Source organism: Natronorubrum marinum (assembly GCF_052040125.1).
Classification (GTDB): domain Archaea; phylum Halobacteriota; class Halobacteria; order Halobacteriales; family Natrialbaceae; genus Natronorubrum.
The window spans coordinates 74,321-87,984 of the sequence record NZ_JBPPFV010000006.1; the positions used below are offsets into that span (position 1 = coordinate 74,321).

At 57.9% G+C, this 13,664-nt stretch carries 23 protein-coding genes; 17 read left to right on the forward strand and 6 right to left on the reverse strand.

The genetic code is table 11. The annotated features are described in order from the left end of the window. Positions 1-34 precede the first annotated feature (34 nt). The 7 genes from ACSFC5_RS22970 to ACSFC5_RS23000 all read left to right on the forward strand — a co-directional run bounded on the left by ACSFC5_RS22970 (position 35) and on the right by ACSFC5_RS23000 (position 3,772). Positions 35-364, forward strand: a complete 330-nt coding sequence (locus ACSFC5_RS22970) for a hypothetical protein (RefSeq protein WP_440767541.1) — start codon at positions 35-37, stop codon at positions 362-364. After that, the gene (locus ACSFC5_RS22975) at positions 364-1,104 is read left to right on the forward strand and encodes a ribbon-helix-helix domain-containing protein (RefSeq protein ID WP_440767542.1); all 741 of its coding nucleotides are present in this window, start codon (positions 364-366) and stop codon (positions 1,102-1,104) included. Before ACSFC5_RS22970 ends, ACSFC5_RS22975 begins: the two co-directional genes overlap by 1 nt. A gap of 176 nt (positions 1,105-1,280) precedes the next feature. Continuing rightward, positions 1,281-1,820: a helix-hairpin-helix domain-containing protein gene (locus ACSFC5_RS22980; RefSeq protein WP_440767543.1), complete on the forward strand. Its 540-nt coding sequence runs from the start codon at positions 1,281-1,283 to the stop codon at positions 1,818-1,820. Next, the gene (locus ACSFC5_RS22985) at positions 1,813-2,049 is read left to right on the forward strand and encodes a hypothetical protein (RefSeq protein WP_440767544.1); all 237 of its coding nucleotides are present in this window, start codon (positions 1,813-1,815) and stop codon (positions 2,047-2,049) included. The genes ACSFC5_RS22980 and ACSFC5_RS22985 overlap by 8 nt, the downstream gene beginning before the upstream one ends. Next, complete coding sequence (locus ACSFC5_RS22990) at positions 2,042-2,413, forward strand: hypothetical protein (RefSeq protein ID WP_440767545.1); 372 nt, start codon at positions 2,042-2,044, stop codon at positions 2,411-2,413. The genes ACSFC5_RS22985 and ACSFC5_RS22990 overlap by 8 nt, the downstream gene beginning before the upstream one ends. After that, entirely contained in the window at positions 2,410-2,721 is a 312-nt protein-coding gene (locus ACSFC5_RS22995) for a winged helix-turn-helix domain-containing protein (protein WP_440767546.1), read from the forward strand. The genes ACSFC5_RS22990 and ACSFC5_RS22995 overlap by 4 nt, the downstream gene beginning before the upstream one ends. Continuing rightward, complete coding sequence (locus ACSFC5_RS23000) at positions 2,711-3,772, forward strand: hypothetical protein (protein WP_440767547.1); 1,062 nt, start codon at positions 2,711-2,713, stop codon at positions 3,770-3,772. The genes ACSFC5_RS22995 and ACSFC5_RS23000 overlap by 11 nt, the downstream gene beginning before the upstream one ends. 28 nt (positions 3,773-3,800) lie before the next feature. Here ACSFC5_RS23000 and ACSFC5_RS23005 read toward each other — a convergent pair whose 3' ends face one another. Next, on the reverse strand, positions 3,801-3,941 hold the full coding sequence (locus ACSFC5_RS23005; RefSeq protein ID WP_440767548.1) for a hypothetical protein: 141 nt from the start codon (positions 3,939-3,941) through the stop codon (positions 3,801-3,803). Positions 3,942-4,038: 97 nt separating this feature from the next. Here ACSFC5_RS23005 and ACSFC5_RS23010 point away from each other — a divergent pair, with 97 nt between their 5' ends. From ACSFC5_RS23010 to ACSFC5_RS23030, 6 genes are all read left to right on the forward strand, one after another. Further along, positions 4,039-4,545: a hypothetical protein gene (locus ACSFC5_RS23010; protein WP_440767549.1), complete on the forward strand. Its 507-nt coding sequence runs from the start codon at positions 4,039-4,041 to the stop codon at positions 4,543-4,545. Next, positions 4,535-4,945 (forward strand): hypothetical protein, encoded by a 411-nt coding sequence (locus ACSFC5_RS23015; protein ID WP_440767550.1) that lies wholly within the window; start codon positions 4,535-4,537, stop codon positions 4,943-4,945. Before ACSFC5_RS23010 ends, ACSFC5_RS23015 begins: the two co-directional genes overlap by 11 nt. A gap of 64 nt (positions 4,946-5,009) precedes the next feature. Further along, positions 5,010-5,234, forward strand: a complete 225-nt coding sequence (locus tag ACSFC5_RS23380; RefSeq protein ID WP_502263162.1) for a winged helix-turn-helix transcriptional regulator — start codon at positions 5,010-5,012, stop codon at positions 5,232-5,234. Then, positions 5,227-5,649, forward strand: a complete 423-nt coding sequence (locus tag ACSFC5_RS23020; RefSeq protein ID WP_440767551.1) for a hypothetical protein — start codon at positions 5,227-5,229, stop codon at positions 5,647-5,649. The genes ACSFC5_RS23380 and ACSFC5_RS23020 overlap by 8 nt, the downstream gene beginning before the upstream one ends. Beyond that, complete coding sequence (locus ACSFC5_RS23025; protein WP_440767552.1) at positions 5,646-6,068, forward strand: DUF5658 family protein; 423 nt, start codon at positions 5,646-5,648, stop codon at positions 6,066-6,068. Before ACSFC5_RS23020 ends, ACSFC5_RS23025 begins: the two co-directional genes overlap by 4 nt. Beyond that, positions 6,065-6,457 (forward strand): hypothetical protein, encoded by a 393-nt coding sequence (locus ACSFC5_RS23030; protein ID WP_440767553.1) that lies wholly within the window; start codon positions 6,065-6,067, stop codon positions 6,455-6,457. Before ACSFC5_RS23025 ends, ACSFC5_RS23030 begins: the two co-directional genes overlap by 4 nt. On the opposite strand, the gene ACSFC5_RS23035 is transcribed toward ACSFC5_RS23030, so the two are convergent. The 5 genes from ACSFC5_RS23035 to ACSFC5_RS23055 form a co-directional block, all read right to left on the reverse strand. Further along, positions 6,427-7,785, reverse strand: coding sequence for a molecular chaperone DnaJ (locus ACSFC5_RS23035; protein ID WP_440767554.1), 1,359 nt, complete (start codon positions 7,783-7,785; stop codon positions 6,427-6,429). The two genes, ACSFC5_RS23030 and ACSFC5_RS23035, sit on opposite strands and share 31 nt — an antisense overlap. A gap of 180 nt (positions 7,786-7,965) precedes the next feature. Continuing rightward, the gene (locus ACSFC5_RS23040) at positions 7,966-8,295 is read right to left on the reverse strand and encodes a winged helix-turn-helix domain-containing protein (protein WP_440767555.1); all 330 of its coding nucleotides are present in this window, start codon (positions 8,293-8,295) and stop codon (positions 7,966-7,968) included. A 351-nt stretch (positions 8,296-8,646) separates the two neighbouring features. Further along, complete coding sequence (locus ACSFC5_RS23045) at positions 8,647-9,099, reverse strand: hypothetical protein (RefSeq protein WP_440767556.1); 453 nt, start codon at positions 9,097-9,099, stop codon at positions 8,647-8,649. Positions 9,100-9,214: 115 nt separating this feature from the next. Next, entirely contained in the window at positions 9,215-9,751 is a 537-nt protein-coding gene (locus ACSFC5_RS23050; protein ID WP_440767557.1) for a hypothetical protein, read from the reverse strand. A 128-nt stretch (positions 9,752-9,879) separates the two neighbouring features. Beyond that, entirely contained in the window at positions 9,880-10,167 is a 288-nt protein-coding gene (locus tag ACSFC5_RS23055) for a hypothetical protein (RefSeq protein WP_440767558.1), read from the reverse strand. 230 nt (positions 10,168-10,397) lie between these two features. Between ACSFC5_RS23055 and ACSFC5_RS23060 the strand changes: the two genes are divergently transcribed. The 4 genes from ACSFC5_RS23060 to ACSFC5_RS23075 all read left to right on the forward strand — a co-directional run bounded on the left by ACSFC5_RS23060 (position 10,398) and on the right by ACSFC5_RS23075 (position 13,557). Further along, on the forward strand, positions 10,398-11,018 hold the full coding sequence (locus tag ACSFC5_RS23060; protein WP_440767559.1) for a hypothetical protein: 621 nt from the start codon (positions 10,398-10,400) through the stop codon (positions 11,016-11,018). Between the two features lie 168 nt (positions 11,019-11,186). Further along, on the forward strand, positions 11,187-11,456 hold the full coding sequence (locus ACSFC5_RS23065; protein ID WP_440767560.1) for a hypothetical protein: 270 nt from the start codon (positions 11,187-11,189) through the stop codon (positions 11,454-11,456). A 659-nt stretch (positions 11,457-12,115) separates the two neighbouring features. Then, positions 12,116-13,081 carry a ParA family protein gene (locus ACSFC5_RS23070; RefSeq protein WP_440767561.1) on the forward strand — a complete coding sequence of 322 codons (966 nt, stop codon included), beginning with the start codon at positions 12,116-12,118 and terminating at the stop codon, positions 13,079-13,081. Continuing rightward, positions 13,078-13,557, forward strand: a complete 480-nt coding sequence (locus ACSFC5_RS23075; RefSeq protein ID WP_440767562.1) for a DUF7970 domain-containing protein — start codon at positions 13,078-13,080, stop codon at positions 13,555-13,557. Before ACSFC5_RS23070 ends, ACSFC5_RS23075 begins: the two co-directional genes overlap by 4 nt. The last annotated feature ends 107 nt before the right edge of the window (positions 13,558-13,664 follow it).

A 13,664-nucleotide genomic window follows, 5' to 3' on the forward strand; every position in this document is an offset into this window, starting at 1 on the left:
TTCCGGAACTGAACGTCCGGAGTCCTGAAAGACGATGACAGCACACACCCCTTTGGAAGACCGCTCAGCAGCACCGCCTACGGAATCCAGCAGTGACGATTCCGCTAGCGATCAGCCACCGTCGCTCGACGATCTCGAGGCCGACGAGTTGATCCGCTGTTGTAACCCTGGATTCGAGTTTCTGACGTGGTATTACGAACTCGATTCCGATGGTAGCGTCCTCACGTACCACTGTTTCGACGATTTCGAGGTGTCAACGGACACCGACCGCGAGCAAGCCGACAAATCGATCGAACACGAGAACGTCACCGCGACGATCGTCACTCGCGAGACACTCGAGGCGCTGCAGGGAGGTGACGCCTAATGGAGCGTGTCACCCACCGAATGCCGGAACAACTCGTCGACGGACTCGAGTCACTCGTCGATGCCGGCCACTATCCGAACCGGAGCGAGGCGCTTCGCGACGGCGCTCGGGCGCTGTTGAACGAGCACAGCCAGCTCGCACTCGAGAGCGACCAAGACGACAGCGCGGACAAGCCCGTCCGAACCGACGGCAACGGGCTCGCAGTGGATCCCGACGCCGAACGCGAACGCCGCATAGAACGTCGCGAACAGTACGGGACGCTCAACCCCGCCGGCCAGTTGTTGACCAGCAGCGAACTCCGGGCCGAACTGCCGATGCTGTTGGCCCGATCGAACGCCGACGGTGGGCGGATCTCGAGCGCCAACGGCGGCGAGGACACGGTGACCGTCGAGTTGACCTATCACGTCGACGGCCGACTCGGTGTCTTCGGCGACGGGAAGACAGATCCCGAGACTATCCGCGTCGTTCGACTCGGAAACGTCTACGCGGCGCTTGAGCCCGACGATACGGTCCGTGATCTGTTCTTGAAAACGGGCGTTCCGACGCACGTCCCGGAGACGCTCGCGGACGCCCTCGAGTGCTACGCAGTCGTCAAGAGCGAGCACATGGGCCACTACGAGCCAGATCCCGAGCAGTACGTGCCCTACGACCTCTCGGATGTTGAGGACGGTGACGACCTCGAGACGCACCTCGTGTCGGATCTCAAGCAACCGGTGTATACGGGTGATTCCGATGAATAAGGACGTACAGTCCTCGAGCAGTAACGACAGCACCGGAATGGAACACGAGTGCCCCTCGTGTGGCAACGAAACGACGTTCTCCGCGAAAGCGGGTGGAGTAGGGTCTGGGAACCTTACGTGCGACTCCTGTGGTTACATGCCCCGGAAGAAAGTCCGCGACGAAATCCGAACACTAAGTGCGGACGCTGATCACCAGGAGGCTGATCACGATGAGTGATCAGTCGGCATCCTCGAGCAGTAACGACAGCACTGGTTCTGAGCAAAAGAAGGTGCGGTTCTTCGAAGACATGGGCGTCTCGAGTCGGCCCGCAAAAAAGCTGGCACAGAAGTTCTACACCGAAGACCATATTATCGATTATCTCGTCAACGACGGGAAATTGACTGACTTCTCCGGTGTCGGAGACCAATCAGCACAGCACGTCAGAACGTGGTTTGTCGGAGAGTATCCCGAGAAAGAGCGAGAGCGCAAGGAACGGTCCGAATCGTACTGCACGGAGTACACTACCGACCACGGGATTCCAGAGGGTGAAAAGAAAGAACCATCCGAACCGTACTGGGCGTGGATCTGCCCGCGCTGTGAAAACAAGAACCCGATGTACGGCCACCCGGACGGGTTCAAAAACCGGCCATACGCTTGCGTCACCTGTCGGTGGGTGCCCGTACTGGATGCTGAATCAATCGACGAGTGGCTCGAGGAGGCTGATCTCGATGAGTGATCAGGACTCAGTTGAAGTCTTTCGCGCTAGCTGCGGCGACTGTGACTGGACGTTCGAACGGCGACTCGACGAAGCGGGTCTCTCTAAAGCGACCAACGAGGAGATCGGCGAGTCAGTCACCCGCAATCACGAGTTCAACTGCGGCGAGAACGGCCCGAAACCGCCCGGCGTGATCGAACAGGACATCGAGCAGGTGGAACCAGAGCAGGCGGTGATCGCCGATGACTGACGGTGGAACCGCCCCGAGTGACGATTCCGAGTACCAACTCGAGAACGCCCGCGTAGTCGGCTACGAGTGGGACATGAAACTCGCGTTCGTCACGGAATACGAGTTCTCGCTGGTTGCCGGACACGTGCGCGACGACGCAATCGAGGACGCACGAGAACTCGCGCTGTACGGCAACAAGAAAATTTCCGAGCGGGAGCTGTTGCACTCCGAAGCCGATCCAGTTCGGGATATCTTCGAGGACGATGTCGAAGCCGGCGAAATCCCGTGGATCGACGAACCGAGCGCCCCGAGCAACGAGACGTTCTGGGACGACTCGAGGCATTTCGACGCCGAATACGTCGATACGGAGGGCAGATTCCGATGAGTGAAAGCCAGACCCAGACGCAGACCCAGACCGCTCGAGACAATCACCCGGACGACGTCGAACAGGAGCTAGCTGAACTCCCGCCGAGTGCCAAACTCGTCTACAAAATCCTCGAGTACGAGGGCGGACAGACACAGGCCCAACTCGCCGACCAAAGCCGACTGCCCGTCCGGACAGTCAGATACGCGCTTCGAAAACTCGAGACCATCGACGCAGTCGACGATCGGCCGAATCTCGAGGACGCCCGGCAGTCGATCTATTCGACTGCGACCCCGGAGACAGGGGAGGTGACCGACGATGGGGCGTAACGAGCGATACACCCCAGACGACACGTTCGAACCCGTCGAGCAGGACCAGATCGAAGTCCACTGGCAGCACCCACGGACGGAACTCGAGCTCCCGTTGCTCCTGGTGTGGCCGAGTCCGGTCGTCGACGAGTGGGCGGCCGTCGTCGAAAACGGCGTCGCGACCGTCGTCTGCCACGAGTGGCTGGTCGAAATCGAGATCGACGGCGACGTCGAAGAGACGGAGATCCAGAAACGCGCCGAAGAGTGGGGCAAAGACGAAGAAATCCCCGGCTACGTCGCAGAAGCGTTGCTCGAGTACGACAGCGAGTACGGCCCCGTCAATACGGTCGCGAACCCGTACACGCTCGAGGACGAAGACTGCGAACCCGAATCCTCGAGAGACGACAAGCAGATGACGCTCACCGACGGCGGCCAGACGGTCGACGACAGTAACTCGAGTTACGAAACGGCTGAGGCGTTCGTCGACGGGACCGCGTTGGTCCCCCATCCGATGACGGGCGCGGTGCCGATCTACGAGAGTCACCCGCCCGATACGCACCTTCCGGCCTGGCGCTGTCACAAGTGCGGCGAGACGGCCCCGACTATCCTCGAGTTCTGGCGGGCCGATCGGAACCGTCACCGACTCGCTCGAGAGCGCAGTGAGCACGAGTACGGCACCGACGAGTGGGACGCCTACACCGAGGGACTCCATCACTACCGTAATCGGATCGATCGGCTGTACTCCGCGCTTCCGGCGACCATCTCGTCGTGGGTCTCTCAGGAGGTGATTAATCGCGACGGTCGCTTTTTCGAGCCCTACCCGGACGAACAGCGGGCGGTGGCCGACGGTAGCGGGGAAGCACTAGCCAGTACGGTCGCCGAAATCGACATCACAGCGAGTGATCCGAGCGATTTCTCCGTGTTTGCCTTCGAGACGATCTCCGAAGCCGTCTTCGACCTCGTTGGTGAGCCCGACAACTGTAGTGTGCTCCCGGAGCCGGTTCGGATCCACGGTGAACTCGAGATCGCTCGTCAGGACGACACGGTTACGGACGGTGATCACGATGTCTGAGGGCGGTACTGAACGATCACACCGACCGTTACGCAATCAGTTGGGACGGGAAAATTGCCCCCGCAATCCCCGCATCGGCGAAGAACAGCAACAGAGCGAACCAACCATCAAATTCGTGTTCAGGGGTTCGAACCGACGCGTAGACGTACGCCGCCAAACTGAGTACCATGCTCCAACTCAAGAATCGACTTCTAATAAAATAGTACGACAACCCTATACAGATCGTTTTCTCCAGACGGCCACTGATCACATAGAAGGTGAGTCCGATGAGTGACCAGGACCGGTCTCGAGACTCGAACGACCACCCGAGCGGTCTGGACGGCCCCCAGGAGACCGCGGCCCGCGTCCAGCGCCGAGTCGCGGCGGTCAACGCAACGGCCAGCCGTGCGGTCGACGAGTCGATCAACCTCACGGACGCTCAGTACCCGGCCTCGAGCCTGTCGAACACGCATTCGGAACTCCGTAAGCTCATGGGACAGACGCAACAGGCCTTGTCCCAAACGGAACGGGCGATTGCGGCGACCGACTCCGAGTACGGCGAACCGACGCCCCGACAGATCACGGACGACCACGCCGGCCGATTACGGGAGACGTACGACGGCCCCGTCCGAAATCTGGCGTTGATGCTGCTCGAGTTCAACCGTCGAAAGTGGCTCTACGAGAGCCCGGAGACACGCGGCGCACAGGAGGTCGAACGCCACGGACTCACTGCGAATCAACGAGAGTGGCTGAACGATCTTCGGGACGCATGGAGGGCTTACGATGTCGAGTAACGACGCGACGGGAGCGACGGCCCACGTCGAGCAATCGATGTTCCCGGAGTGGCGGGCGTTCTCACACGCCGGCCACACGCTCGTTGCCCACGATGTTCCCGAAGGACTGGCGAGGTGTTACCGAGTCGTCGGGACCACACGAAACGTGCGGGCGCTCACAGCCTCGAGCGTCGACGCCGTCCTCCACGGTGGAACTCTCGTCGAACCGTTCTACGACGAAGCTACGCGGCGCGTGTTGCTCCAGCACGATTACGCAGGGACGAAAGCGCGACTCGATCCCGAAGCGTGGCTCGAGGACCCCGTCGTAAAACTCGCACGCTGCGAGCGCGTCGATCTCGGCCAGCGCCTCGAGTCAGTCGAGACAGTCGAGACAGCATCCAGCGGTGGTCGTGATGTCTAATCGGACACCGGCACTCGTCGAGTCGCCTGCAGACACAACCGACGATTGCCCGCCGATCGAGGCGATGAACCCGGCGTCGAAACTCGTCTACGTCGTCCTCGAGCGAGAGGGACCGCTCCCGACAAGCGATCTCGCCGAACGGACCAGGCTGAACCCCGACACTGTTCGTCGACGAGCAGCACGACTAAACGATTCCGGGCACGTTCGCAGTCGGCCGAACCTCCGTAATCCGAGTGAGAATGTCCACGAACTCCGAACGTCGGAAACAAGGGGTTATTGTGATGGATAAATGGAAACCGGACGACCTCATGCGGGCGTTCGTCAAGCAACTCGAGGCCGGCGAAACGATCGTCGTCGACGCTCGGGACAAGACGCGCTCGCTCGAGGTAGCCGAACCCGCACGTCACGTTCGCGACGCCTACCGGACGAACGGCTACTATCTCCCGTTGGAGGGCCACGGAACGCACTACACGCTCTGTGTTCCCGATTCAGAAGTCGAAGCGATCAGGCTTCGCTATCCCTCGAAGCCGGGGCTTGGCGTTCCCGTCAGTCGACTCGACCGGCAAGGGACGGCAGCGGCCAGCCGGGACACCCCAAAGCGACCGAACGCTACCGGAGCGACCGACCAGGATCAGCCACCGATCACCTCGGATACGACGGCCGCCGATATCATGGATCCCGGACCGGAGGGTGATTTCCGATGACGAGCGTTTCCGACCGCCTGTCGCGGCCTCGAGCCGGCGACGAAAGCGCCCAGTCGGTGCTGGACGTCTTCGAAACGCCGGCAGCACGCTCGGTACTCGGAACGCTCGCATGGGCTTTGCTGGTCCTCGCTGCGTTCGCCGACGTGTTCACGACCGTCTACGGACTCGGGATGGGCGCTCGAGAGACGAATCCCGTCGGTCGCTACCTCTTTTTCGGCCACGGGATCGGCGCTGCAGCGGCGTTCAAACTCATCGTGATCGGCGTGGTCGCCGCCGGATCGGTCGGCGTCTACGCCCTCGAGCGGCGATACGTGACAGGGCCGCCGGTCTGGTGGCTGTACTACCCGGCGCTTGTCGCACCGATCTGGATGGGCGCGGCAGCCTGGAACGCCATGCAACTCGCCGGGGTGTCCGGATGACAGAGTCAATCGTTATCGAGGATCTCGAGAGCGCCGATCTCGCCGAACAAATCGACGCAACCAGGATCACCTACCCCAACGAAGACGGACGGCCGGCCATCGAGGGGACGACCTTCTCGCTCGAGTTCGACGACCCCGTCGACCCGGAAGCGTTCTGTGAGGAGATTAGCACGCCGGAGGATCCGTGGCGCATGTTCGGCATCAAACGCAAACTCGCCGACGAACGAACAGACGAGGACGGTACCGTCGTCGCGAGCGAGTACTGGTCGCTTGCCGGCGTGTTGATCCACGTCGAAGACGGAGGGCACACCGGCGCATCGAAGATCAACCTCGAGATCACGTCCGAATGGGTCCGCGTCTACGTCAAAGGAACATACAAGAAAAAGTAGAGCAAGAAGCCGATCAAAATTAGCACTCCTAATAAAAATATCGCGCCGAGAGCTTTCTGCTCTGATTTTGCAATTTCGCTGAGAGGATGGTTATTATTTTCATAGTGTATTTCACTATCAATTTCGTAGAGAGTATATTTGGAATCTTCATAACGGTACTCTATTTCTTGAACAGGAACAGTCCGAGCTTCCATTTCTGTACGGATTACTACCTCTTTTTCTGGATCAGGACTATTATCTGGTTCTTCGGTCTTTCTATCCTGCAAATGTCCTTCGGAATTTCTAACTTTCTCTAGCCCCTTCCTCCCTACTCGTTCTCGTATTTTCTCGGCATCCGCGACTTCTTTACACGTTTCCGATCTATATTCGATCTCACCAATTTTTGCGTAGAACAATTCTCCAGTTTGGTCGCAAACTTCACATGGGTCATTGCCTCGTCCATCGCATGAGTCACACGGTATTGTGCCTTCTCCTAAACATTCCTTACATCTGCTAATTGGATTTCCCCCACAGTCTTTGCATACTATCCGCCCGTTCTCGCAGTTATTACACGGGCTTGAACCAGACCCATCACAGCTTGAGCACTCATTGTCTCCTTTCCCACGACATATCTCACAATTCTTTTCCCCCGATCCATTACAAGTGCCGCAAGTAGTCGTTTCTTGATTTGTTATTTCTTCTTCATGCGACCCATCTTTCATACTCCTCCCGCGAACATCTCTCTTTTTTTCAACCGTTCGTCTCTTTTTAGTTACTGTCGTTCGTTTGCCTCTTTCTCCATGGATAGTACACTCGCAATTAACCCTTCCGTCATCACAGTTGTCGCAATCCACTCTTCCTCGTTTGCATTTTGTACAGTCAATTACTTCTGATCCTCCGCAGCTTGTACATTGTTTAGTACCACTCGAGCACCCACAAATAATTTCTCCAGAACTATTACAATTCCCACAACGGTTTTCTGTATCTCCACCACATTCTGAACATTGTATTTTTCCCTCCCCCAAGCACTCCTCGCACCGCAATGGCTCCACTTCATTCTCAATAAATTGAATTGACGAGTCTTCGAATCCTTCGGGCTGGTTAGTATATCGATTTTCAAAAGCAAGTCTCTTCCCCACCTGTTTCCCGTAGTCTGTTCTAGTTAATTCACAATTATCTAAATTTTCTTCTGCGATTAACTCTCTCTGAATTTCTATATTTACGTCAAATTTACTCTGATTTTCAACTCGTGCTTTTGAACTCAGGTCATTCACCCATTGACGATCCGTTTCGAGTTTTTCAAAAATGGTTTTTGGCTCTGAATATTTGTTTTCTCCTGTGTTAACCATACCTCCGTCAAGATATTGACAGAGTATAAATTCAGCTATTTAGTTATGTGAGATAGGGTACTGGTGAACCTGAGAATGGTTTGTGGTATAGTCCACTTTGCATACTGGTGTGTTGTTGGCCTGTACTTATCGAGATTTTACAGTCCGGTCTGAATAACAAAATCGTTCTATTATCTACTGCTAAGCGGATTGCGTCTCTGTTTCAAGCCCGTCGGCCCGATGATCCTCAAGTTCACACTCGAGTTCGATCAGCTTCGCGGCAACCTCCGTCTCCGCGAGGCGGTAGCCCGATGCACTCCCGAAATCGACTTTCTCGAGAATCCCGTACTCCTTGAGCTGGTCGGCGTGCTCGTAGAACGTGCCCCTCGAGATACCTGCATGGTCGCAGATATCCGACGCACTATGTGGCTCGTCACGGATATCTAGCAGTACCGACACGAGGCTTGCCACAGCACCCGTTTCGAACACCAACGCGATCTCCGGCTCGAATCCGTTTCCTTCGAGTCCCATCGTGTTGGTAATGTGTGTCCGATATAATAAACAAAGTGTCTCACCAATCGGACGGGTGTTGTCATACGTGCAGTTCTAGGGCATAATTACCCCTGATTCTCTCGTGAATAGCACCATTTCCATAAGGATTATTACGTTCGGCAATAGAGCGACTGGTGCCGCAATTGATAGCACACACCCCTACGCGTCGCTCATAATACCGACGCGGCACTGTGGGCGGGCTTTCGCCCACATTTCCAACTTTCCATCTACTACATAGTAGACAGGTCACTATTCTCATACGCTGAAAAAGGTTTCAGAGAATTGATGCTGGTTTCCTCAAGTTCGACGAGAGTCGAGAGTCGCCCGCCGTCAGAACTCGCCGTCGCGAGCGAACTGGAGCATCTTCGCGACCGTCTGCGTTTCGCACTTCTGGAGCAAGATGCCCTGTGTGCGGGTCGACCAGAGTGCGCGTTGTGGGATCGACTCCTTCCCCTCGGAGACGAGGACGTTGAAGCCGTCAGAGACGCTCGAGGCTTCGATTCGGACCCACGCGCCACTCGAGTGCTCGAGGCAGACTGACGTTGCATCCGGCCGCGTTTTCGCTGCCCACTCGTTTTCGACGCCGGCCCAGTCGTGGATCGTCTCGCCGTCGCCGGCCGTACGGATGATCTCGACTGCGTCGGCCAGCTCGGACAGCACGCGTTCGCCGACGGCGTCCCAGTCGGGATCCGTGACGATCGCCGACACGTCGCTTTGCGAGTTCGATTCAACCGATTCGATCGTTGGCTGCAGGTCACCGCTTGGATTTGTGTTTGCGCCCATTGTCGTGGTCACCGCCCCGGTTTCCCGGCGCGTACTACAGACATTCAGCGGGACGCACTTAGTTATTACTATTTAATTTGCATATTCAGTAGAACGGGAGATTCTCGAGCGGCGATTACTCGTCCGAGATCGGGACTAAGCCATCCATCGTGATCCGGTGAACCTCCGGCTCTTCCCCGTCGTCACGGTCGCCGGAATCGGCGGGGAACAGCGCTGCTTTGAGCTTTTCAGAGACCTCGCCCTGGTCTTTCAGTTCTGCGAGTGTATCGTGACTCGCCGGTCGGCCGCGACCGTCGAAAACGGTGATCGACGCGACTCGAGCCGCCGGATCGTCGGCGTTGTAGTTGAGGCGGAAGTGTCCCGGCCCGTTCCACGGGTACGCGCGAATTTCGCCCTCGGTTGGGTCGTGATCGACGACCGCGCCGATCGTCTCCGCGCGGTCGCGAAGGCTGGCCGCGACCTCGCGGGCCGGTTGGTCGGCCGGGAAGTCCAGCTCGCCCTCGAGCAGAATCTGGCCGTCCTCCCAATCGGGATTGGAGTTCTCCCATTCCGGGCGGTAGGCGGGCTCGAGGTGTGTCGCGCCGGTCAGCAACGTCCCAGTCAGTTCGTCGTCGAGCGGATCGTCCGTCGTCAGGATTTCGTCTACAGTCATGTCGTGGTCACCGCGCCGGTTTCCCGGCGCATACCACACCATTCGACGGACGGTACTTAGCTATTACTATTGTATTCACATGTTCAAAAATTGAGTGTCGACCGTCGATCGGTCGGTGATCGTCCGAGTTAGGATTCGGGCTCTTTGACCGTCTCGAAACCGAGCGCGACGACCGCCCGAAGGACGTACTCCGGGTGCCGGCTCGCTGGTTTTCGCGCCCGAACCGTCGACTCGCTCAGGATATCGAACTCTGAGACGAGCGTACAGTTCGGATACCGGCGCTCGAGCAACAGAACGTCGCGGTCGTGATTACGGTAGGCACGAACCAGGACCTCCTGTTCCTGATAGTACGGCGGATGGGCCACCGTCCCGGAATGTTCTGCGATCGGTTCGCCGTCGATTGGGATTGACTGCATTCGTCGTAGTCACCTTGCGACCGAGTTTCCCCGGTCACACTCGGCTAGACGAACGTGACCCACTTAGTTGTTACTATTGTATATGCATATCTTAGCGTGTTTGAGTTGGTTCGGTTCTGCAGTTCGGCGCTGTTCTAATATGCTTACTCAATAGTAAATACTAAGTCGGTGGCGTTCGTTCGCATAGACGCGGACGCGCGAAAGCGACAGTCCGCAGGTGACCACGACGAATGGACTATCACTACAACTATCCGAATCACTTGGACGAACCGACGCCGATCGCCTCGAGCGGTCGCGAACTGCCGGACCCGCCGGCCTATGACCTCCCGTATGAACCCGGCGACGCCGGCTACGATAACGCCATTCTGTCGGGCCACTACGGGCCGATGTACGCCGGAGAGTACGCCTGGAGCAACGTGCGGTGTACTGCCGAAGCCTACGGCGAAACCGACCGTGACGGGACCGAGAGCGGCAACGGCTGGGACCACGTCGTCAACGGCAAGCCCCGCCGGTCGCTGAAATTCCACACCGAGTGGATGGACCTCGCAGAGACGGTCGCGTGCGTTCGCGAGATCGGCGACTACAACCGATTCACGGACGACCGCGTGATCGACGTGCTCGAGTCCTGTCCCGACAACACACAGTTCGTTGTCGGCCGGGAGAGTTCGCCCGCACTCTATCTGTGGACCGATCGGCCGGTCGACGTGATGGATCTGCTCACGATTGCGCTGCCGGACGAACTCGACGCCCACCCCGGGGCTGAGAGCTATCCGACGCTGTTCATGGGTGAGCGGCTTCGAGACCTCGAGAACGACGGCGAAGCCGTCCTCGTACGGTGCTGGTGGGACTGAGAACCGAGTAGAACGACCGACGCTCATTTTTTCGGAGTGGCAACGCCGTCCTGGTCGGCGTCTCGAGTACCAATTCGGCGTATATGCATATACAATAGTAAATACTAAGTACCCCCCGACGAATGGTGTGGTATGCGCCGGGAAACCGGCGCGACGGTGACTACGACTATGACCGATACAACTGACGACGAGACGGCCGCCGACGGTGACAGTATTGAGACGATCGACAAACGCGAGACCCACCACGACCAGGGCGTGTCGTTCGAAGTGACGATGCAACACGGCTCCTCGAGCGACCGAACGCGAGTGAAAGCGAAGCTCAAATCGGAGACGCTCGAGGACTTCGCCGACGAGAAAGGCGAGTTCCTCGATGAAGTCCGCGACGGCGCTGCGCAGGCGCTCGACGACCACGAAGACGTCTTCCACGACGACGCGTAACGCCGGTCGAACCCCTGCTTTTCCACTGCAGTTCACCGCTCTCACGGCCCCCATTTTTGCCGATCCGTGTTGGACACCGCTAGATATTTTACACACCCTCGTCTATCAAGGAGTGCCGCGTCTGCCGGTTGGCCGTCGATTAAGGTTTTAACACCGTCGTGGTCACCGTCGCGCTAAGCGATTACACGATGACGTTCCAACCGTCACGGCGGCACTTTCGAACTCAAGACTGCTGAGCGCGAGCTGGTTGATCTGCCCGAGAGTGACCACCTGTCGGATAGACACAACGCCTTTCCCAGCCGATCACCTATTCTCGAGTGCCGACGCTGTCGGCAGCCAAAATACCAGCTCTGCTGGGGCGGCTCCTGCCGCCTGTGACTCCTACACGCCCTCGAGTGGCTACATCAGCGACTTCTCGGAAGCTACGCACACTGGCTGAATCGGCCAAATTAGGAACCTTAGGTAGCTTAGTTTACTCAGTTAGCTTAGGCAACTCAGCTAAGTATTCTAATTCACCTAAGGTCGCTAAGCTCCCTAAGTTGACTAAGTTAGCTAACGTCGGTAGAAATAAGTGCGATTGATTGAATGTGATGAGTGTCCGCTGAAACAGGATTTCGGTATGCAGGCAGTCCGATCCCTGCAGCGGGCGGAGTCACAAAATGGCAACACACACTGCAGAACCACGAGCGGTTTGTCTCCCGATGCTGAAGGGAGGATTCGGGAAGAGTACGTTTGCAGGATCCATCGGCGGGATTCTCGGCGACTTTCGAGGACACAACGTTCTCGTCGTCGACCTTGATCCAGCCGGCCACCTATCGACCGGACTCGGCTACTACACCCGACAGAACGAAAGCGCGACCGACCTAGCCGATGTCCTCCTCGGGGACGCCGCGCTCGAGGAGATCGTCAAGAACCCAGGCCACGGATTCGATTTCGTCCCGTCGCTCAATCTCGAGCGCGTCACAGACGAACTGTCGAAGGACTCAGTCCTTGCGTCGGATTTGAAGATGAAACAGGAACTCGTCGAGGAACATCTCGGCGACCGCTACGACTACATGCTGTTCGACGTGCCGGGCTCGAGGAACAAACTCACGAACAACGCTGTGGTTGCAGCGCCGAACGCTATCCTGCCGTTGATGCCCGTTCCCGAAGCCCTGAACGGACTACGGGAGACGGCTACGCGCCTGGTCGCACCGATCCGCGGCCAGCTCGGTGAGTTCGAAATTCTCGCGACGGTTCCGAACGACCTCGAGTCGCGGATCGATCACCAAACCAGCGACCGGAAGCTTCTCGAAGCGATGAACACACAGGAGAGTTTCGCGAGTTTGCTGCTGGCCGGTCGTGACGGCGTCGACGCGACACAGGGGACACTCTCCGACGAGTACGATCTCGAGGCCGTCCTCGACGATCACGTCCCACCGTTCGCGCGGATCCGGCCCGACGAGTGGGCGGCGATCGACGCCGGAGAGATGACGCCACCGAAGCCACCGATCCGGCATACGGCCGACGTTGGCAAAGCCTACGAAGAACGAATGCCACTGACGGCCTACAATCCAGAGAACCCCCAACTCGAGTACTTCGGCGAAATCGCCGATATCATCGAGCGCGGAGGCATCGTACAATGACCGGCTTCGATCTCGGCGAACCCGCAGCGGATGCAGACGAAGAATCGGAACCAGAAACAGAGTCCGAACCAGAGACCGCAGACGAACAAGAACACACAAACTCGAGTCCAGGCGCGGACACAGCGTCGATCGAGCGGAATCGGACCGACGATTCGCCCCAAGATCGGCGGTCTGGGGAACAGAAAGACTCGATCGACGAGTCAACCGCCGACCCAGATCCGGGAGAGGTCGGGCCAGCGTTCCCATACAGTGACGTTCGACAGGGCGCAATGTACCCTAGAGAGGAAACGTGGGACCAACTCGAGGATGAAATTGGGATGGCACTCACGCCAAAGTTCCGTGAGGAAGCCGTCAGAGACGAAGAACTGCGTGAAATCCACGACGCAATGTTGGAGTTGGTGATCGACAATATCGATGAGGTTGCTGACCGCGTTATGGAAAAGCGAATCAAGTCGTATCGAAACGAAGAGTTCTAACGCGGCAGATCAGCGAAACTGGTAACGGACAGAATTGTAGTTCGTCGGTGTTTTTTCGAACGCTCTACTGACCGTGAACAACGTCCACTAACCGTGTTCCCCTTCGA